Origin of the sequence: Ensifer sp. ENS02, from assembly GCF_014851885.1 — a bacterium.
GTDB lineage: Bacteria > Pseudomonadota > Alphaproteobacteria > Rhizobiales > Rhizobiaceae > Ensifer > Ensifer adhaerens.
Genome location: NZ_JACVAO010000007.1, coordinates 118532 through 136130, shown reverse-complemented (window position 1 = coordinate 136130; position 17599 = coordinate 118532). Strand labels below are relative to the sequence as shown.

Sequence of the window (17599 nt, the reverse complement as noted above, 5' to 3'; positions counted from 1 at the left end):
GGTTTTTGCTGTGTGTGCCACCGATGGGCGACTTGCGGATAAAGTTAAAAAGGCGTTAACCTTCCATTGGGTGCCGTTAAAGTTGCCTGTGGGTTAACGCAGGCTGGCAACCGGGCGGGATTCCTGTTCGCCTTGTGTGTGTTTAGAGTCGCGAGTCATGAAGACTGTTTCGATAGAGATTCGGCCCGGAGAGCCGCAGGAAGCGTCGGCAATTGCCGATGTGCACCGCGTTTCGTGGCTGCAGACCTATGGCGGTCTCATTCCCCATCGTCCGCTCGTTCAGATGGTCAATCGCCGTGACGAGACCTGGTGGCGCAAGGCGACCCGCGGTCCTGCCACGCTGCTCGTCGTCGACGTCGCCGGAACCATCGCCGGCTACGCAACGCTCGGCCTCAGCCGCGCCAAGGCCCTGCCGCAGGAAGGCGAGATCTACGAGATCTACCTGAGGCCGGAATACCAGGGCATCGGCCTCGGGCGTATTCTCTTCGGCGAGGCCAAGAGTCTGCTGCGTTCGCTCGGCTGCCGTGGCCTCGTCGTCTGGTGCCTCGAAGACAGCGAGCATGCCTACCAGTTCTTCCAGGGTGCCGGCGGCACCGATATCGCCGAAGGCATGGAAGATTTCGGCGACAAGCACCTGAAGAAAGTCGGCTTCGCCTGGAACTAGGCCCGACGCCTCCGCGACACTGAAATCAAAGACTTACTCAGGCAGTTCGTTGTTGGGATCGGCCGCCTTGTCGCCCCGCGTGCCGTGATAGGTGGGCTTGTCGACGCCGCAGCGGAAGGTCGGTGCCACCTCGTCGGCGATCTTGCGAGCAAGCGCATTCGGATCGGGATTGGCAAGCGCATCGACATAGCCGGCGACGCAACCCTTGCCGTCATCCTTCTCGGCCACCTTGGAAATGACGAGCACCTGCCCCTGAAGCGCAGGAACCGAAGCGCCGGACGCGTCCGTGTTCTCGATGAACCAGCGCAGGATCGTCGCTACGGCCTTGCCATCCTTGGCAACCCGCCACTCCACGGTCGTGCCGGCGTGGTTGAATGGAATGAAACTCTCGAAAGCGTCGTCGGCATAGCGCTGGTTCAGGTGGCCGAACGAAACACTCTGGCGGATGTCGGCTTCCTTGAAGCGAACGGGATAGTCTGCATGGCCGGGGCAGGTCATCAACGCGTACATGCCCTCTTCTTCGGCGATCGTCTTGCACTTGTCGCGGCCGATGTCGGTATAGACGCTCTCATTGGCCAAGACGGGGCCGGCGGACAAAAGCACCAGCGCCAGGCATGCAACCCTTCCGTTCATACGAAACTCCCTCAAACGCGATTGGCAGACCTGTAGAGGTCGATGGGCAGGCGCAAAACGACCGGTTGAATCTGCGCTACGGACGAAAGTTATGTTGCATCGCGGCATGTTTCCCTTTATCCGACGGGCAAACTTCTCAAACCGACCCTGGAGTAGATCCATGCGCATCGACGCGATTTCCATCGGAAAGAATCCACCAGAAGATGTCAACGTGATCGTTGAGGTTCCCGTCGGCGGCCATCCGATCAAGTACGAGATGGACAAGGAAGCCGGCACGCTGGTCGTCGACCGCTTCCTCTATACGCCGATGACCTATCCGGGCAACTACGGCTTCGTGCCGCATACGCTCTCGGACGATGGCGATCCGATCGACGTTTTGATCTGCAACACCCGTCCGCTGGTTCCGGGCTGCGTCATCAATGTCCGCCCGATCGGCGTGATGATGATGGAAGACAATTCCGGTCAGGACGAGAAGATCATCGCCGTTCCGTCGGGTCACCTGACGCAGCGCTACGACAAGGTTCACGAATACACCGACCTGCCGGAAATCACGCTGAAGCAGATCGAGCACTTCTTCGAGCACTACAAGGATCTGGAGCCCGGCAAGTGGGTGAAGATCTACGGCTGGAAGGACGCTTCCACCGCCCGCCAGCTGATCAAGGAAGCCGTCGAGCGCGCCAAGGGCGCCAAGTAAGCTTTATCTGCCGGCCAGTTCGGCAAGGCGTTTCATCAGATCCTCCGGGTCGCTCTCGATCCGGAGGATTTTTTTGCGCTGCGTTTCGCCTGAGATGAGGGAGAGCTTGCTCTTGGCAAGCCCGAGCGTCTTGGCAAGAAAGGCAAGCAGTGCCTGATTGGCCTTGCCTTTCTCCGGGACCGCGCGGACGCGCACTTTCAGATATTCTTCGCCATCCGCCGCTTCCAGCCCGTCGATGGCATCACGGCCGCCGTTCGGCGTCAGGCGCACCGTCAGGCGAACATGGTCGCCATGCGCGGTGAAGGCCGTGCTACTCACCCTGCACCTGGCCGGCCGTCGTCAGCCCAGCAAGGCCGGCGCGATCGTCGTGTTCAGGAAAAGCTGGATGAAATAGAGGATTACCAGAACGACCAGCGGCGAAAGGTCGACGCCGCCCATGTCGGGCAGGATGCGGCGGATCGGGCGGTAGAGCGGCTCGGTCAACTGGTAAAGCGAGCGGCCGATCATGTTGATCGCCTGGTTGTTCACGTTGATGACATTGAACGCGTAGAGCCAGGAAAAGATGGCCGACGCGATGACCAGAAACCACGCGATGTTGATGATGAAGTTCAAGGTGCCGATAACAGCAAGCATGCCGGTCTCCAAATCGTTATTGACAGACATGTAGACATTGAGACCTAAACGAGCAAGTACGCCGGTTTATCGGGCGCGATCATGTTTAACGTGTGGCCGCTCGACAGTCGGTGCCGACGAAAGCGTGTCGCGATCCTTCAGATGCGCTGCCTGCCTTTTGAATATTGACGTTTCACTTGTCGTTATCGCAAAACCGCGACCCAGTTTTGCGCAACCCGCTTCAGGAGCGACTTCCTCATGTCCGCCGTCCATGCCTCGCATCGTTTTGCCGCGTTTCGGCATGTCGGCTATCGTCGCTACTTCTTCTCGCGCTTCCTCGCCTATTTCGCGATCCAGATCATCTCTGTCGCGGTCGGCTGGCAGATCTACGATCTGACGCGCGATCCCTTCGATCTCGGCTTGATCGGCCTTTTCCAGTTCCTGCCATCGCTGGTGCTGATCCTCGTCACAGGATCCGTGGCCGACCGCTACAACCGGCGCATGATCATGGGCGTCTGCATGGTGGTCAGCACGCTTTGCGCAGCGGCGCTGCTCGCGCTGACAGTCACCGGGCTGTTTTCGCCGTGGCCGGTTTATGCGGTTCTCGTGGTCTTCGGCATCGAGCGTGCATTCCTTGCACCCGCGTCGCAATCGCTGGCGCCTAACCTCGTGCCGCCGGATGATCTGCCCAACGCGATCGCCTGGAACTCCACCTCCTGGCAGACCGCGATGATCGTCGGCCCGGTCGCGGGTGGTCTCATCTACGCGCTCGGCGCGGTCTTTCCTTATGCCATCGGCTTCTGCTTCTTCCTCGCCTCCGCATTCATGGTCTTTGCCATTCCGAAGCCGGCGACGCGCACCCAGGCCTCGGCGCAAAGCTGGCAGACGATCACCGCCGGCTTCCGCTACATCAAGACGGAGAAGGTGGTGCTCGGCGCCATATCGCTCGACCTTTTTGCAGTGCTGCTCGGCGGCGCCGTGGCGCTGATGCCGGTCTTTGCCCGCGATATCCTCGACCTCGGCCCCTGGGGGCTCGGCCTGTTGCGCGCGGCCCCGGGTGTCGGCGCCGTTGCCATGGCGGTCTGGCTGGCGGCGCACCCGATCCGTCATCGTGCCGGTTTCTACATGTTCATCGGCGTGGCGCTCTTCGGTCTCGGCACCGTTATCTTCGGCCTTTCAGCGACCCCCTGGGTCTCGATCGCGGCCCTCGTCGTCATGGGTGCTGCCGACATGGTATCGGTCTATGTGCGCGAGACGCTGATCACGCTCTGGACGCCGGACGAACTGCGCGGCCGGGTCAACGCCGTCAACATGGTCTTCATCGGCGCGTCGAACGAGCTTGGCGAATTCCGCGCCGGCATGATGGCGTCCGGCTTCGGCGGGGTCTTTGCCGTCGTCTTCGGTGGCATGGGCACGCTGCTCGTCTCAGGGCTTTGGGCGCTTGGCTTTCCGCAGTTGCGCAAGATCGATACGCTGGACGTGCCCGATCACCACAAGTAAGCGGTGCGAGCGGAGGGCCCGTTACGCGCTTTCCGCCTTTTCTCCCGGCCGTTCATCGCGCAGGAAAATCAGTTCCAGGAAGTTCTCCATCCAGGTGCGCAGCGGCCCGTCGTGCTGCATGCGGCCGTCGAGATGGGCCTTGCCCACCTGGGCACCGGGCATCTCGAAGCGATGGGCGCCGTGCACCACCCAGCGATGCATCATCGCGCGAGTGAGTTCGCCATGGAACTGGATGCCCCAGGCATTGTCTCCATAGCGGAAGGCCTGGTTGGGGTAGGTGTCGCCAGTTGCGAGCAGCTCGGCGCCGGAAGGCAGGTCGAAGCCTTCGCGGTGGAAATGGTAGACCATGGCCGGCCAGTCCATCAGCGCCTTGCCGGCCTCGGTCGCAACCAGCGGATACCAGCCGATCTCGGTCATGCCTTCGTGATGGGGTGCCACCGAGCCGCCGAGGTTGCGCGCCAGCATCTGCGCGCCGAGGCAGATGCCGAGATAGGGCTTGTTTTCCTTGAGCGGCACGGAAAGCCAGTCGATCTCGCGGCGGACGAATTCTTCCTCGTCATTGGCGCTCATCGGGCCGCCGAACACGATCGTGCCGCTGTGCCGTTCCAGCGTTTCCGGAAGATCGTCGCCGAGCGCCGGACGACGGATGTCGAGCCTAAAACCCTTCTGCTCGAGTATCTGGCCGACGCGGCCGGCGCTCGATCGCTCCTGATGCAGGATGATCAGGACGGGTTTTCGGGCGCTGTCGTCGGGCATCGGCATTTCAGTTATCCTGTTGTGACTCGGCTTCCTCGACCGTGTCGCTTCTGGCCGCCGCCTCCTGGCGCTGCAACACCCGGTCGCGACCGGAAACGCCGAGCAGATCGGCAATACGCCAGATCACGTGATCTTCCATCTCACTGCGCTCGCCATCGGCATAGACAACGTCCCAGAGCATGCCGACGAGTTCGACGCGTTGCTCCTCGGAGAGGTGACGCTTGAGCTCGGCAGTGAATTGGTAGAAGTCGATCGCCTCGCTCTCGGCAGTCTCGCCGGCTTCGATCAAAGCGGAGAGCGAGGTATCGTCGAGCTTGTAATGCTCCTTGATGACCTTGCGCATCTTGCGCCGCTCGGACGCGAGGATCCGGCCGTCGGCCTCCATCACCTGGAAACAGAGAGCGATGACCGCCACGCGCGGATCGCCATGCTCTATGCGCTTCGCCGGGCCGGTCAGACCATCGAGAAACGTCCGTAAGCGTTCAAACATGTATTTTGCCACAGCCCCTTGAGAACTCAGAACAATCGGAAAGTCGTCTTTTCCGGCGCCTTCTCGCCAGCGGCCGGATCGCGCACGCCGGGGTCATCCGGCGGGCGGCCGAAGAAGGGATCGGGCCTGTGCTCGCCATTCGCGCCCTCTTCCTTCTCCGCCTTGACCGGAGGCTTGTCGGCAACCGGTTCCGGCGCCTTGCGCTCGGCGACCTTGATCGGCTGCGGTGCCGGACGCGGCTCCTCGCGCTCGGCCTCGAGGATCACGGGCGTCTCGCTGCGCCGGGCTGCGGGTGCGGGCTGGTGCACATGCGCCTCCACCACGGCGGGCAGGCTGCGGATCGCCTCGTCGGCGTTCGATTGGTCGTGGTCGACGGTGGCCGAAAGCGTATGCGGCGGGGCTTTCCATTCGAAGGCATCGAGCCGGCCGCTGACCGGCGAGACCGGCAGCCAGGTCGGCGAGGTCACGCCGTCGGCGGTCCAGGCCGGATCGCGCGGGCTCTTCAGCGCCTGCGCCATCCAGTGACGGATGCGGCCCTCGTCGCCGGTGTCGGCCTCTTCGATGTCGGCAAGCAGCAGGAAGATGCTCTCGGTCGGGTCGAGCCGGGCGGCGGCTTCCGCCTTGGTGCGAGCCAGAAGCAGTTCGCGCGCTTCGAGCGCGGCTTCGGCGACGGCAGCCATCGCCACGGCATTGTTGGGCTTCAAGGCTTCGAGCTTGCGCGCCCGTTTCAACCGGTCGACCGCAGTGTCGCCGCCGCGGGCGCGCACGTAGAGCCGGGCCACGTCCGGATGCGGCTCGTGCTTCCAGTTCTTCTCCAGGATCGAGGTGCCCTTGCGCAGGTTGTCCTCGCGAAACAGCGCCTTGGCGGCCGTCAGCGCCGCCGGCACGAGATGTTCGTCGAGCTTCAGCGCGGCAAGCGCATCGTCCCGCGCACCTTTCACGTCGCCCTCGAGCTTCGTCATTGCGCGCGCCGTCAGCAGCACTGCCTTCTTGCGATCGGCCTCCTTGCGATCGACCACATGGGCGACACGGCTCTGGTCGAGCAGACGCAAGGCATCGTCCCACTGTCCCGCCTGGCTTTGGCTGTCGAGGGTTGCAAGCGCTGCCCAGGGCAGGTGCGGCGCCTTTTCGGCGGCGCGCTCGGCATATTGCCGCGCGGCCTCGTGGGCGCCGAGCCGCTTGGCCTCGAGATAAAGGCCGCGAAGCCCGAGTTCGCGCGTCTCCGGATCGTCGGCCATCAGCTCGAACTTGCGGCGGGCGTCGTCGTACTTGCCTTCGATCAGTGCGGTCTGGGCTTCGAGCAGGTGGATCAGCGGTTCCTGGTCGGCGCTGATCAGGCCGCGGGTGCGGGCGGTCATCTTGCGGGCAAGATTGGCGTCACCGGCGCCGGCGGCGATCAGGCCGGTCGACAGCGCCTGGTAGCCGCGGTCGCGCTTGCGGGCGCGGAAATAGCGGGTGACCGTGTGCGGCGAAAGCCAGATGGTGCGCACCAGCCAGACGACGATCAGCACCGCGGCAATCAGCGAGATCAGCAGCGATGCCGCGCGCATCAGGCTCATCTCGATCAACTGGCCCTGCCAGACGACCGAAAGTTCGCCCGGCCGGTCGGCGAGCCAGGCGAAGCCGAGGCCGAGACCAAGCACGATCAGGATGAAAATCAGAATGCGGATCATATCTGGTTCCCTCAGCCTTCCGTGCCTGGTTTTGCCATCGTCGCAGCGACGGCGGCATCGATCGCGGCTTCGACCCGCAAACGCTGGTCGAGCTTGGCCTTGAAAGCCTCGCCCGCCGGCTTGGCGGTGTCGGGCAGACCATTCCATTCCAGAGCGGCGCCCTTGAGGTCGCCATTGTTCAGCTTGTCCTCGATCCGGGCGATGACGGCTTCGGGCGTTTCACCCTCGACGCTGCCGACGGGACGCACGCGAATGCCGGACATGGCGCTGGACACTAGCCGATCGAAGATGCCTTCGTTCGGGTCGGGCTGGTTGAGAGCGTCGAGCATGGCGTCGGCGGTTTTCGGGAACTCGCGGCGCAGGTCGGTCCGGGTCGGCACGCCGACCTGGGCATCCTGGGCGAGCGCGGCGACGGCTTGTTCGTCAGGCGCGATGCTGCGCAGCGCGTCGAGTTCGGCGAGGAAAGGCCCGCCGCGATCGATGGCCGACTTCAGTGCAGTGACCGCAACGGCTCTCGCCATCTGGATATCGTTGACCGGCTCGTTGAGCTTCTGCTCGGCGGTCTCGATGCGGCTCGTCAGTTCCGCCTTCTCGGCGGTTGCCGCCTGCTGCGCATCGGCGAGCGCTGTCTTCAGACCTGCAAGCTCCTTGGTGAGATTGTCGACTTCCGCCTTCAGCGTCTCGACCTCGGCGCTCGGTGCGCCGTTTGCGGCCGGTTGGGAGGCGGACTGTTCGAGCGAGGCGATACGACCTTCGAGTGCGGTGTTGTCGACGACGGCTGCGGGGGTGGGCAGCGCCGCGATCTGGTCGCGCAGGGCCTGCAGTTCGCCGGAAATGTTCTGCTCGACGCCGCGGGTCGGCCCAAGTCCAGGCACGATGCCGGCATATTGCAGGCCGCCGAAGCCCAGCAGCGTCACGAGACCGCCGACGATGCCGGCCGCGAGCGCCCCGGAGTTCGATACCGGCTTCTGCGGCGGTGCCGGTTCCGGCTCGCTGGCCACATGCGGCGGCTCTTCGGCGAAGACGGCCGCGGCCGCGTCGGCGGCGGCATCGGCGCGCTGCTCCTCGATTTCTTCGTCCAGGCGGGATCCGGCGGCGCTGTCGTCGCTGGTGTCCGTTATCGGCGCATCCGTCTCGGCTTTATGCGCTGTGTTTTCGGCCGCGGCGTCTGCCAGCGTCTCGCCGGTTGCTTCCGGGCCGGACGGTTCCGCAACAGTTTTCTCCGCTTCGAGGTCGATCGTCAGCGGTTCCTTCTCGGACTTCGAGCGGCGCGGCGGGTTTTCCGATACCATGGTGACCTCTTACCGTTGGTGCCTGTCGGCTCTTCCTTCAAACCTAGTCAGCCGGAACGGTGAGGGAAAGCCCCTCCGTTCCGTTTTTGGATGAATTCGATGTTAGAGAAGACTGAAAAGGCTGTCTTCATCGGGTCTTGCGGCGGTCGCCGCCACGACGTTACCCGGCAGTGCCTCGGCCACCACGGGGCTGAGGCAGAGGTAGCGCGGCGCAAAGGAAGCAGCATCGACACCGGCTTCGGAAAGCAGGCGAACGAACTGTCGCGCGGTCTCTCGCGAGTATAAAAGCACGGCGTCGGGACGGCTGCTTCGCCGCAGATCTTCGATCGCGGCGCGCGAATGGGCGATCGGCTCCATGCGGTAGCACTCGACCGTCCGGTGCTCGATGCCGCGGTGTCTCAGTCCCTTTTCCAGCCCTTCGGAGCGCGGCGTTCCTGCCAGATAGAGCAGTGGAAGTGGCGGCAGCGTGTCGATGGTCGCGCCGATCAGTTCCGCCAGGGACTGGCCGGTACCCTCCGCTATGCGCAGATCGGAGAAACCGAGCCCGGCTGCTGCCTGCGCCGTGGCGGCGCCCACGCAGAAGCACGGGGTCGCCAGATGCTGTGACAGGTCTGCATCTGACGATACGAGCACCCGAATGGCTTCGGCGCTGGTGAGCACGATCGCCGCATGCGGCACTTCAAGCGCGGCAACGGAGACGGCAGCAAGATGTGTCGCCTGCATCAGCGGCAGCAGGATCGGCCGGTGGCCGGCGGCTTCCAGCCGGCGTACCGTCGCCTCGGCGGCGGGAAGCGGCCGGGTGACGAGCACGCGCATGGCTTTAAGTCCAGCTTGCAAAGAAGCCGGGGCCGGCCTTGGCGCGGATCTCTTCGCCGGCCTTTTGCCCAAGCGCTTCGGCGTCGGTGGCCTTGCCCTCGATCGTAACCCGGTGATGGGTCTGGCCGTCGGGCGTGAGGATCATGCCGGAAAAGCTGAGATGGGTGCCGTCCGAGGTGGCGAGACCGGCGATCGGCGTGCGGCACGAGCCGTCGAGCGTCGCGAGGAAGCCACGCTCGCAGGCGACTGCCTCATGGGTGCGGGGATCGTCGATGGCTGCGAGCAGGTCGTTGATGCGGCTGTCGCCGATGCGGCTCTCGATGCAGATCGCGCCTTGGGCCGGCGCCGGCGGGAATTCCTGGGGGTCGAGCAGTTCGGTCGGAACGTCGGTCATGCCGAGACGCTTGAGGCCCGCATAGGCAAGCAGTGTCGCATCGACCTGGCCCTCGGCGAGCTTTCTCAGCCGCGTTTCCACCTGGCCGCGATAGGTGATGACATTGATATCCGGACGCAGCCGGCGGATCAGCGCCTGGCGGCGCAGCGACGACGAGCCGACGGTCACGCCCTGCGGCAGTTCCATCAGTTTTTTTGCCGTCCTACCGATGAAGGCATCTCGAATGTCCTCACGCGGCAGGAAGGCGGAAAGACAGAGGCCGTCAGGCAGTTTCGTCGGCATGTCCTTGGACGAATGCACAGCGAAATCGAGTTCGCCCGACAGCAATTGTTGCTCGATCTCTTCGGTGAACAGGCCCTTGCCGCCGATCTCGGCGAGCGAGCGGTCGGTGATCCGGTCGCCCTTGGTCGAGAGGATGACGACCTCGAACATTTCCGGCGCCAGACCATGCGCCGCTGCGAGGCGATCGCGCGTTTCATGGGCTTGAGCGAGCGCCAGCGGGCTGCCGCGCGTGCCGATCCGGAAAGGTTTTGTTTGCATCAAAGGCTATCCATTGTTACCGGAGTTCCGTGTACCCACCTTTCGGTGCGACCGCAATCTTTGAGTAGTTCCCGATGTCTCCGCCCCTGCGCATCCTCGGCATAGAAACAAGCTGCGACGAAACCGCCGCTTCCGTCATTTTGCGCGATTCCGGCGGTAAGGGCCATATCCTCGGCGACGTGGTCTTAAGCCAGCTGGAAGAGCACAGCGCCTATGGCGGCGTGGTTCCGGAGATCGCGGCGCGCGCCCATGTCGAGGCGCTCGACACGCTGATCGAGGAAGCGCTGCTCAGGGCCGGCGTCACGCTTTCCGACATCGACGCCATTGCTGCGACAAGTGGTCCCGGTCTGATCGGCGGCCTGATCGTCGGGCTGATGACCGGCAAGGCGATCGCGCGCGCAACCGGCAAGCCACTCTATGCCGTCAATCACCTCGAAGGCCACGCGCTGACCGCGCGGCTGACCGATGGGCTCTCCTTTCCCTATCTGATGCTGCTCGTTTCCGGCGGTCACACGCAACTGATCCTCGTCAAGGGCGTCGGCGAATACGAACGCTGGGGCACGACGATCGACGATGCGCTCGGCGAAGCCTTCGACAAAACGGCCAAGCTGCTCGGCCTCCCGTATCCGGGTGGTCCGGCGGTCGAGCGGGCAGCACTTGCCGGCGATCCGCAGCGTTTCGATTTTCCGCGACCGCTCGTCGGTGACGCCAGGCTCGATTTTTCCTTTTCGGGATTGAAGACGGCGGTGCGCCAGGTGGCGCAATCGCTGGAGCCGGTAACGGAGCAGGACATCGCCGATATCTGCGCCTCGTTCCAGCGGGCGATTTCCCGCACGCTCAAGGATCGGGTCGGGCGCGGCCTGAAGCGCTTCAAGGCGGAGCATGGCAGTGTGGCGCGCCCGGCGCTGGTGGTTGCCGGCGGTGTCGCCGCCAATCAGGTGCTGCGCTCGACGCTGCAGACCTTGTGCGCGCAGTCCGGTTTCGACTTCATCGCGCCGCCGCTTTCGCTCTGCACGGACAACGCGGCAATGATCGCCTGGGCCGGTGCCGAGCGGCTGGCGGCAGGCATGGCGGCCGACGGCCTCGATGTCGCGCCGCGCTCGCGCTGGCCGCTCGACGCCCAGGCGCAGGCGCTGCTCGGTTCCGGCAAACGCGGCGCCAAGGCGTGACAAGATCTAAAGCATACGGATAGAGCATGAACGACATTTCCAAGAACGGGCCGAAGATCGTCGTGGTCGGCGCAGGCGCCTTTGGCACCGCGCTCGCCGCGGTTGCCGCTTCGACCGAAGGCAGCGACGTGACGCTGCTTGCCCGTCGTCCGGAGATTGCCGAAACCTGCCGCGACACCGGCCGCAATGAGGACGTCCTGCCGGGCATCGACCTGCCGCCGGCGCTGAAACATACGGCCGAGGTCTCGGTTCTTGCCGATGCCGAGGTCGTACTCTTCGTGATGCCGTCGCAGGCGCATAGGGATGCGGCGAGACAGTATGGTCCTCATATCAATGCGGCTGCCACGATCGTCACCTGCGCCAAGGGTATGGAGCAGGCGACGGGACGGTTGCTGACCGACGTTCTGGCGGAGGAGCTGCCCGGCCATGCGGTCGGCGTGCTCTCCGGTCCGGGTTTCGCCGCCGATATCGCCAAGGGCCTACCGACGGCTATGGTGGTCGCCGCGGCCGATGGTCAGACGGCGACGATGCTGGCCGAGGTGCTCTCGGGTCCGACCTTCCGGCTCTATCCCTCGCAGGATCGCATCGGCGTGCAGCTCGGCGGCGCGCTGAAGAATGTGCTGGCGATCGCCTGTGGCATCGTCGAGGGCGCAGGCCTTGGCGACAGCGCCCGTGCCGCGCTGATCTCGCGCGGCCTTGCGGAGATGTCGCGTTTCATTGCCGCCGAAGGCGGCGAGGCGGATACTGTGCGCGGTCTCTCCGGTCTCGGCGATCTCGTCCTGACGGCGACCAGCCACCAGTCGCGCAACCTGCGCTTCGGCATTTCGCTCGGCAAGGATGGCCGTGCCGGCGGGCGCAAGGGAGAACTGGTCGAAGGCGCGTTCGCCGCATCGGTTGCTGCCCGCGTCGCCCATGATCTCGGCGTCGAAATGCCGATCACCGAAGCGGTGGCGGCGATCATCGACGGCAAGCTCGATGTCCGCACCGCGCTCGAACAGTTGATGACCCGCCCGATCACCCAGGAATGAAGGGAGCGGCGATCTTCCGCCCGCATCCCGCACCAACGAAAACTCTAGGAGGAAGCATGCTCTTCGCACTTCATTGCACCGACAAGCCAGGCGCGCTGCAGCTTCGGCTCGATACCCGCCCCGATCACGTCGCCTATCTCAACGACCTGAATGCCAAGGGCATTTTGAAGATGGCCGGTCCGTTCCTCGGCGACGACGGCAAGCCGACCGGTAGCCTGGTGCTCGTCAAGGCGGAGACGATCGACGAGGCGCGTGCGATCGCCGAAGCCGATCCCTATGCCAAGGCCGGGCTCTTTTCCAATGTCGAGATCAAGGCCTTCAACTGGGTCTTCAACAATCCGGAGGCTTGAGACCAAGATGGCGCATTGGCTCTACAAATCCGAACCGTTCAAATGGTCCTGGCAGATGCAGAAGGATGCCGGCGCCAAGGGCACCGAATGGACCGGCGTGCGCAACTATCAGGCGCGCAACAACATGCGGGCGATGCAGATCGGCGACAAGGGCTTCTTCTACCACTCGAACGAAGGACTTGAGATCGTCGGCATCGCCGAGGTCTGCGCGCTGTCGCATCCGGATTCGACCGCCGAGGGTGACGCCCGCTGGGACTGCGTCGATATCCGCGCGGTTGCCGACATGCCGCGGCCGGTGACGCTGAAGGAGATCAAGGACAATCCGAAGCTCGCCAAGATGTCGCTCGTCACCTCCATGCGCCTGTCGGTGCAGCCGGTGACCGAGGACGAATGGCTCGAGGTCTGCCGCATGGGCGGGCTCGACAATCCGCCGCGCTAGTCTTGTTTTCCGCCTGTCCGGGACGCTCGGGCAGGCGCGGAGAGTTTTGTGAAGACCGATCCGGAAAGCTTCATCCTCGAAAACACCGATGTGCTCACGCCGCCGCATGTGCCGGAGATCCGTCTGCATCTGGCGACCGAAGCGCATGAGCTCTGGCTGAAGACCGAGGAAGAGTTGCAGGAGATCGGCCTGCCGCCGCCGTTCTGGGCCTTCGCCTGGGCCGGCGGGCAGGGGCTCGCCCGCTACATCCTCGATCACCCCGAAGCGGTGCGCGGCCGCCGTGTCGTCGACTTTGCCTCCGGTTCGGGTCTGGTGGCGATCGCGGCGATGAAGGCGGGTGCAGTATCGGTGCTGGCCGCCGATATCGACCCCTGGGCGGAAACGGCCGTCCGGCTCAATGCCGCACTCAACGGGGTCACGCTTTCCTATACCGGCGAGGACATCACTGGCCGCGATCTTGAAGCCGAGGTCTATCTCGCCGGCGACGTCTTCTACGACAAGGCTTTTGCCGACCGGTTGAAACCGTGGTTTTCGGGACTTGCCGCGAACGGCGCCTCGGTGATCGTCGGCGATCCCGGACGTTCCTATTGCCCGCGCGAGCTGATGACGGCGCTTGCCACCTACGAGGTTCCCGTCACCCGGGCGCTGGAGGACAGCGAGGTCAAGCGCACCACCGTCTGGCGCTTCGGCACCACCTCCTGCAATTGACGATGCCTGCACTTCCGACGATGCGCCCGACATTGAAGCTGTTGGCCTGACGGGCTGATATCGCTGTAGCCGCGATTACCGGCGGATGACGCAGACGCCGTGTTCGTAGGCGCAGGAACCGTTCATGGTCTGTGGCGTGACGTTGATGATCTTGCCGCGTTTCGCCTCGGGCGGCGGCGCAATGTCTGCCTCATCCGCATAGCCGTAGTCGCCTTCCTGGCTGAAATAGATGCCATTGCCGACGTCGACATAGGCCGAAATGCCGCCGACATAGGTGCCGATACCAGGAATGATGTCCGGATATTCATCACCGCCATAATAGCTCGGGCGATAGTCTCGGCCTTGGTTGCTCGATGTCCAGATCTCTCGCCCGGCCTGATCGCGCGCCCATCCGCCGCCATTGCCCCACCGCTCGGGATAGGCCCGATATTGCGGCAGGCGGACATGGCGGGTGCGGGTCGAGACCTGCGGCGGCACGTCATAGATGCCTGGGCGACCGTCGTGCCTGCGGGCGTCGGATGTCCAGTAGTCGCGACCGGCTCCGTCGCGCACCCAACCGCCACGCTGCTCCGACCGTCCGGCATAAGCACCGGGGTAGGGGCGGTAGCGCGGCAGGCGAACGTGTCGGGTGCGCGTGTTCACTTCCGGCGGGCCACCGTTGGACGCCCAGTCGCGGCGCGGTCCGCGATGGCGGTCCCAGTTGTTGCGATAACCCATGCGATCGAAATCGTGACGAGGATAGAAACGATCGGCATTCATTCTGACATGGCGTGTTCGCGTCTGCGCTTCCGGCAGTCCGCCCCGGTCTCGAGCTTCCATCGGAATGTAGCTGGTGGCGATGACCAGGCCGGCAAGCGCTAGCACTTTGGTCGCATGGATTGCCCTGAACAGAATCATTCTGCCCGCCCTCCGGGTGACGCTTAACAAATCGTTAAGGGCACTCTGGGCCAGATCGTCGGGAAAGTCACGGAATTGCTTGGCTTTTTGTCGCTATCGTTAACGCCGGCCCATGTCTCCGGCTGGCAGGAAAATGGCGCAATTCGTCTAATCGATTAAATTGATTTTGCACCGCAAACACACTTGTCGTTAAGCTTTATGGTGATTAAAGGTCCGAATGACTGAATTGCGCACAATCAGGTGCGATACCGGACTAAAATCGTCCAGTTTTTTGGGCGGAAATCCGGGCATTCCGTGAGGTTCCGATGACGAATGTCACAAGAAGCCGGCCACTCTCGCCGCATCTTCAAATCTATAAACCTATCCCGACGATGGTCATGTCCATTGTGCACCGCATCACCGGTGGTGCGCTCTACTTCGGGACCATCCTCGTCGCCTGGTGGCTGATCGCCGCTGCGTCGGGTGCTGCCTATTACGACTGGGTCAGCTGGCTGTTCGGTACGCTGATCGGCAAGCTGGTGCTGTTCGGCTATACCTGGGCCCTGGTGCACCACATGCTCGGCGGCTTGCGCCACTTTGCCTGGGATCTCGGCTACGGCTACGAGAAGCACTTCGCCACCAAGATGGCCAAGGCAACGATCATCGGTTCGGTGGCGCTGACGCTGCTGATCTGGGTGGTCGGCTATCTCGTTCGCTGACTGAGGGAGAATACTCATGGATATGCGCACTCCTCTCGGCAAGGTTCGCGGTCTTGGCTCGGCCAAGGAAGGCACGGATCATTTCTGGCGCCAGCGCCTGACGGCCGTCGCCAACGTTCCGCTGTTGATCTTCTTCGTCATCTTTCTCGTTCGCTACGCAGGCGCGCCCTATGCGGATGTCGTCGCCGCGCTCGCGAACCCCTTCGTCGCCGTCGTCATGGCGCTCGTCGTGCTCTCGGGCCTCGTTCACATGCGGCTCGGCATGCAGGTGATCATCGAAGACTACGTGCATGGCGAAGGCATGAAGATCGTGCTTCTCATGCTCAATACATTTTTCACGATCGCGGTTGGCGGGCTCTGTCTCTTCGCCATCCTGAAGATCGCTTTTGCAGGGTAATTTCGCCATGGCATCGAACAGTTCACCCGCTGCAAACGGCAAGGCCTATCAATATGTCGATCACGCCTTCGACGTCGTCGTCGTCGGCGCCGGCGGTGCGGGCTTGCGCGCGACGCTCGGCATGGCCGAGCAGGGTCTGAAGACCGCCTGCATCACCAAGGTCTTCCCGACCCGCTCGCACACGGTTGCCGCGCAGGGCGGCATTGCCGCCTCGCTGCAGAACATGACGCCGGACAGCTGGCAGTGGCACCTCTACGACACCGTCAAGGGTTCCGACTGGCTCGGCGACGTCGACGCCATGCAGTATCTCGCCATGGAAGCGCCGAAGGCGGTCTATGAGCTCGAGCACTATGGCGTGCCTTTCTCGCGTAACGCCGAAGGCAAGATCTATCAGCGACCGTTCGGCGGCCACATGCAGAACTACGGCGAAGGCCCGCCGGTCCAGCGCACCTGTGCTGCTGCCGACCGAACCGGCCACGCGATCCTGCACACGCTCTATGGTCAGTCTCTGCGCAACAACGCCGAGTTCTTCATCGAGTATTTCGCGCTCGACCTGATCATGTCGGATGACGGCCGCTGCACCGGCGTCGTCGCCTGGAACCTCGACGACGGCACGATCCATCGCTTCTCCTCCAAGATGGTGGTACTGGCGACCGGCGGTTACGGCCGCGCCTATTTCTCGGCGACCTCGGCGCACACCTGCACGGGCGACGGCGGCGGCATGATTGCACGCGCCGGCCTGCCGCTGCAGGACATGGAATTCGTCCAGTTCCATCCGACCGGCATCTACGGTGCGGGCTGCCTGATCACCGAAGGCGCACGCGGCGAAGGCGGCTACCTCGTCAACTCCGAAGGCGAGCGCTTCATGGAGCGCTATGCGCCGTCCGCCAAGGACCTTGCCTCGCGTGACGTCGTCTCGCGCTGCATGACGATGGAAATCCGCGAGGGCCGCGGCGTCGGCAAGAACAAGGACCACATCTTCCTGCACCTGGATCACCTCGATCCGGCCGTCCTGCACGAGCGCCTGCCGGGCATCTCGGAATCGGCGAAGATCTTTGCCGGTGTCGACGTGACCCGCGAGCCGATCCCGGTTCTGCCGACGGTGCACTACAACATGGGCGGCGTGCCGACCAACTACTGGGGCGAAGTCCTGAATGCCGACAGCCAGAACCCGGAGCGCATCGCGCCCGGCCTGATGGCCGTCGGCGAAGCCGGCTGCGCCTCGGTGCACGGCGCCAACCGCCTCGGCTCCAACTCGCTGATCGACCTCGTGGTCTTCGGTCGTGCCGCCGCCATCCGCGCCGGCCAGGTCATCGACCGCAACGAGCCCGTGCCGGAACTCAACAAGGCCGCCTGCGACCGGATCATGGACCGCTTCGACCGCCTGCGTAACGCCAATGGCTCCACGCCGACCGCCGTGCTGCGCGAAAAGATGCAGCGCGCCATGCAGGAAGACGCGGCCGTGTTCCGCACCCAGGAATCGCTGGAATCGGGCTGCAAGCGCATTTCGGCGATCTGGAAGGAGATGCCCGACATCAAGGTCACCGACCGCTCGATGATCTGGAACTCGGACCTCGTCGAGACGCTGGAACTCGAAAACCTCATGGCCAACGCCATCACGACGATCTACGGTGCCGAAGCGCGCAAGGAGAGCCGTGGTTCGCACGCCCGCGAGGACTACACCGAGGGTCCGCTCGGCGGCCGCGACGACGTCAACTGGCGCAAGCACACGCTCGCCTGGGTCAACGAGGCCGGCGACGTCAAGCTCGACTACCGCCCCGTCCATACCGACCTGATCGCCGACGGCATCGATCCCAAGAAGATCGAGCCGAAGGCCCGCGTCTATTGA

At 63.9% G+C, this 17599-nt stretch carries 21 protein-coding genes; 11 read left to right on the top strand and 10 right to left on the bottom strand.

Annotated elements, in window-relative coordinates; all coding sequences use genetic code 11:
• Positions 1-157: 157 nt before the first annotated feature.
• Complete coding sequence (locus IB262_RS16355; RefSeq protein ID WP_034802619.1) at positions 158-664, top strand: GNAT family N-acetyltransferase; 507 nt, start codon at positions 158-160, stop codon at positions 662-664.
• Positions 665-697: 33 nt separating this feature from the next.
• On the opposite strand, the gene IB262_RS16350 is transcribed toward IB262_RS16355, so the two are convergent.
• Entirely contained in the window at positions 698-1297 is a 600-nt protein-coding gene (locus tag IB262_RS16350; RefSeq protein WP_060521415.1) for a hypothetical protein, read from the bottom strand.
• Positions 1298-1457: 160 nt separating this feature from the next.
• Between IB262_RS16350 and ppa the strand changes: the two genes are divergently transcribed.
• On the top strand, positions 1458-1991 hold the full coding sequence (gene ppa / locus IB262_RS16345; protein ID WP_034802613.1) for an inorganic diphosphatase: 534 nt from the start codon (positions 1458-1460) through the stop codon (positions 1989-1991).
• A 3-nt stretch (positions 1992-1994) separates the two neighbouring features.
• Here the strand turns inward: ppa and IB262_RS16340 are convergent, their stop codons facing one another.
• Both IB262_RS16340 and IB262_RS16335 read right to left on the bottom strand, forming a co-directional pair.
• Positions 1995-2309, bottom strand: a complete 315-nt coding sequence (locus IB262_RS16340; protein ID WP_060521414.1) for a DUF167 domain-containing protein — start codon at positions 2307-2309, stop codon at positions 1995-1997.
• Positions 2310-2330: 21 nt separating this feature from the next.
• On the bottom strand, positions 2331-2624 hold the full coding sequence (locus tag IB262_RS16335; RefSeq protein WP_089044330.1) for a YggT family protein: 294 nt from the start codon (positions 2622-2624) through the stop codon (positions 2331-2333).
• 237 nt (positions 2625-2861) lie between these two features.
• On the opposite strand from IB262_RS16335, the gene IB262_RS16330 reads away from it, so the two are divergent.
• Entirely contained in the window at positions 2862-4103 is a 1242-nt protein-coding gene (locus IB262_RS16330; RefSeq protein WP_112976122.1) for an MFS transporter, read from the top strand.
• Positions 4104-4124: 21 nt separating this feature from the next.
• On the opposite strand, the gene IB262_RS16325 is transcribed toward IB262_RS16330, so the two are convergent.
• The 6 genes from IB262_RS16325 to hemC all read right to left on the bottom strand — a co-directional run bounded on the left by IB262_RS16325 (position 4125) and on the right by hemC (position 10064).
• Positions 4125-4859 carry a glutamine amidotransferase gene (locus IB262_RS16325; protein WP_112976186.1) on the bottom strand — a complete coding sequence of 245 codons (735 nt, stop codon included), beginning with the start codon at positions 4857-4859 and terminating at the stop codon, positions 4125-4127.
• Between the two features lie 7 nt (positions 4860-4866).
• Positions 4867-5349: a TerB family tellurite resistance protein gene (locus IB262_RS16320; protein ID WP_112976121.1), complete on the bottom strand. Its 483-nt coding sequence runs from the start codon at positions 5347-5349 to the stop codon at positions 4867-4869.
• A 26-nt stretch (positions 5350-5375) separates the two neighbouring features.
• Positions 5376-7022, bottom strand: coding sequence for a heme biosynthesis protein HemY (locus IB262_RS16315; protein ID WP_060586463.1), 1647 nt, complete (start codon positions 7020-7022; stop codon positions 5376-5378).
• An 11-nt stretch (positions 7023-7033) separates the two neighbouring features.
• Positions 7034-8314 (bottom strand): mitofilin family membrane protein, encoded by a 1281-nt coding sequence (locus IB262_RS16310; protein WP_112976120.1) that lies wholly within the window; start codon positions 8312-8314, stop codon positions 7034-7036.
• 102 nt (positions 8315-8416) lie between these two features.
• Positions 8417-9130, bottom strand: a complete 714-nt coding sequence (locus IB262_RS16305) for a uroporphyrinogen-III synthase (RefSeq protein ID WP_112976119.1) — start codon at positions 9128-9130, stop codon at positions 8417-8419.
• Positions 9131-9134: 4 nt separating this feature from the next.
• Positions 9135-10064, bottom strand: coding sequence for a hydroxymethylbilane synthase (gene hemC / locus IB262_RS16300; protein WP_089044334.1), 930 nt, complete (start codon positions 10062-10064; stop codon positions 9135-9137).
• Between the two features lie 74 nt (positions 10065-10138).
• Here hemC and tsaD point away from each other — a divergent pair, with 74 nt between their 5' ends.
• Genes tsaD through IB262_RS16275 form a run of 5 tightly spaced genes read left to right on the top strand, consistent with a single transcriptional unit; the run spans position 10139 to position 13758 of the window.
• Positions 10139-11233 carry a tRNA (adenosine(37)-N6)-threonylcarbamoyltransferase complex transferase subunit TsaD gene (tsaD, locus tag IB262_RS16295; protein WP_112976118.1) on the top strand — a complete coding sequence of 365 codons (1095 nt, stop codon included), beginning with the start codon at positions 10139-10141 and terminating at the stop codon, positions 11231-11233.
• A gap of 26 nt (positions 11234-11259) precedes the next feature.
• Positions 11260-12261, top strand: a complete 1002-nt coding sequence (locus IB262_RS16290; RefSeq protein WP_112976117.1) for an NAD(P)H-dependent glycerol-3-phosphate dehydrogenase — start codon at positions 11260-11262, stop codon at positions 12259-12261.
• A gap of 56 nt (positions 12262-12317) precedes the next feature.
• Positions 12318-12611 (top strand): YciI-like protein, encoded by a 294-nt coding sequence (locus IB262_RS16285; RefSeq protein ID WP_034802587.1) that lies wholly within the window; start codon positions 12318-12320, stop codon positions 12609-12611.
• Between the two features lie 7 nt (positions 12612-12618).
• Positions 12619-13050 (top strand): EVE domain-containing protein, encoded by a 432-nt coding sequence (locus IB262_RS16280; RefSeq protein WP_034802584.1) that lies wholly within the window; start codon positions 12619-12621, stop codon positions 13048-13050.
• Positions 13051-13098: 48 nt separating this feature from the next.
• Positions 13099-13758, top strand: coding sequence for a methyltransferase (locus tag IB262_RS16275; protein WP_112976116.1), 660 nt, complete (start codon positions 13099-13101; stop codon positions 13756-13758).
• 75 nt (positions 13759-13833) lie between these two features.
• Here the strand turns inward: IB262_RS16275 and IB262_RS16270 are convergent, their stop codons facing one another.
• The gene (locus IB262_RS16270) at positions 13834-14655 is read right to left on the bottom strand and encodes a hypothetical protein (RefSeq protein WP_112976115.1); all 822 of its coding nucleotides are present in this window, start codon (positions 14653-14655) and stop codon (positions 13834-13836) included.
• A gap of 305 nt (positions 14656-14960) precedes the next feature.
• Between IB262_RS16270 and sdhC the strand changes: the two genes are divergently transcribed.
• The 3 genes from sdhC to sdhA are packed head-to-tail and all read left to right on the top strand — an operon-like array spanning position 14961 to position 17599.
• Positions 14961-15353 carry a succinate dehydrogenase, cytochrome b556 subunit gene (sdhC, locus tag IB262_RS16265; RefSeq protein ID WP_034802580.1) on the top strand — a complete coding sequence of 131 codons (393 nt, stop codon included), beginning with the start codon at positions 14961-14963 and terminating at the stop codon, positions 15351-15353.
• A gap of 16 nt (positions 15354-15369) precedes the next feature.
• A complete protein-coding gene (gene sdhD, locus IB262_RS16260; protein ID WP_034802578.1) occupies positions 15370-15750 on the top strand; it encodes a succinate dehydrogenase, hydrophobic membrane anchor protein in 381 nt (126 codons plus the stop codon).
• Between the two features lie 7 nt (positions 15751-15757).
• Positions 15758-17599, top strand: a complete 1842-nt coding sequence (gene sdhA / locus IB262_RS16255) for a succinate dehydrogenase flavoprotein subunit (protein WP_192493699.1) — start codon at positions 15758-15760, stop codon at positions 17597-17599.

Bases quoted from the DNA above. Each gene is read 5' to 3' on its own strand.
- IB262_RS16310 (WP_112976120.1), bottom strand. From the start codon at position 8,314: ATGGTATCGGAAAACCCGCCGCGCCGCTCGAAGTCCGAGAAGGAACCG.
- IB262_RS16280 (WP_034802584.1), top strand. From the start codon at position 12,619: ATGGCGCATTGGCTCTACAAATCCGAACCGTTCAAATGGTCCTGGCAG.
- IB262_RS16285 (WP_034802587.1), top strand. From the start codon at position 12,318: ATGCTCTTCGCACTTCATTGCACCGACAAGCCAGGCGCGCTGCAGCTT.
- tsaD (WP_112976118.1), top strand. From the start codon at position 10,139: ATGTCTCCGCCCCTGCGCATCCTCGGCATAGAAACAAGCTGCGACGAA.
- sdhA (WP_192493699.1), top strand. From the start codon at position 15,758: ATGGCATCGAACAGTTCACCCGCTGCAAACGGCAAGGCCTATCAATAT.
- IB262_RS16350 (WP_060521415.1), bottom strand. From the start codon at position 1,297: ATGAACGGAAGGGTTGCATGCCTGGCGCTGGTGCTTTTGTCCGCCGGC.
- sdhC (WP_034802580.1), top strand. From the start codon at position 14,961: ATGACGAATGTCACAAGAAGCCGGCCACTCTCGCCGCATCTTCAAATC.
- IB262_RS16315 (WP_060586463.1), bottom strand. From the start codon at position 7,022: ATGATCCGCATTCTGATTTTCATCCTGATCGTGCTTGGTCTCGGCCTC.
- IB262_RS16290 (WP_112976117.1), top strand. From the start codon at position 11,260: ATGAACGACATTTCCAAGAACGGGCCGAAGATCGTCGTGGTCGGCGCA.
- IB262_RS16320 (WP_112976121.1), bottom strand. From the start codon at position 5,349: ATGTTTGAACGCTTACGGACGTTTCTCGATGGTCTGACCGGCCCGGCG.
- IB262_RS16355 (WP_034802619.1), top strand. From the start codon at position 158: ATGAAGACTGTTTCGATAGAGATTCGGCCCGGAGAGCCGCAGGAAGCG.
- IB262_RS16335 (WP_089044330.1), bottom strand. From the start codon at position 2,624: ATGCTTGCTGTTATCGGCACCTTGAACTTCATCATCAACATCGCGTGG.
- IB262_RS16330 (WP_112976122.1), top strand. From the start codon at position 2,862: ATGTCCGCCGTCCATGCCTCGCATCGTTTTGCCGCGTTTCGGCATGTC.
- IB262_RS16305 (WP_112976119.1), bottom strand. From the start codon at position 9,130: ATGCGCGTGCTCGTCACCCGGCCGCTTCCCGCCGCCGAGGCGACGGTA.
- IB262_RS16325 (WP_112976186.1), bottom strand. From the start codon at position 4,859: ATGCCCGACGACAGCGCCCGAAAACCCGTCCTGATCATCCTGCATCAG.
- IB262_RS16270 (WP_112976115.1), bottom strand. From the start codon at position 14,655: ATGATTCTGTTCAGGGCAATCCATGCGACCAAAGTGCTAGCGCTTGCC.
- ppa (WP_034802613.1), top strand. From the start codon at position 1,458: ATGCGCATCGACGCGATTTCCATCGGAAAGAATCCACCAGAAGATGTC.
- hemC (WP_089044334.1), bottom strand. From the start codon at position 10,064: ATGCAAACAAAACCTTTCCGGATCGGCACGCGCGGCAGCCCGCTGGCG.
- sdhD (WP_034802578.1), top strand. From the start codon at position 15,370: ATGGATATGCGCACTCCTCTCGGCAAGGTTCGCGGTCTTGGCTCGGCC.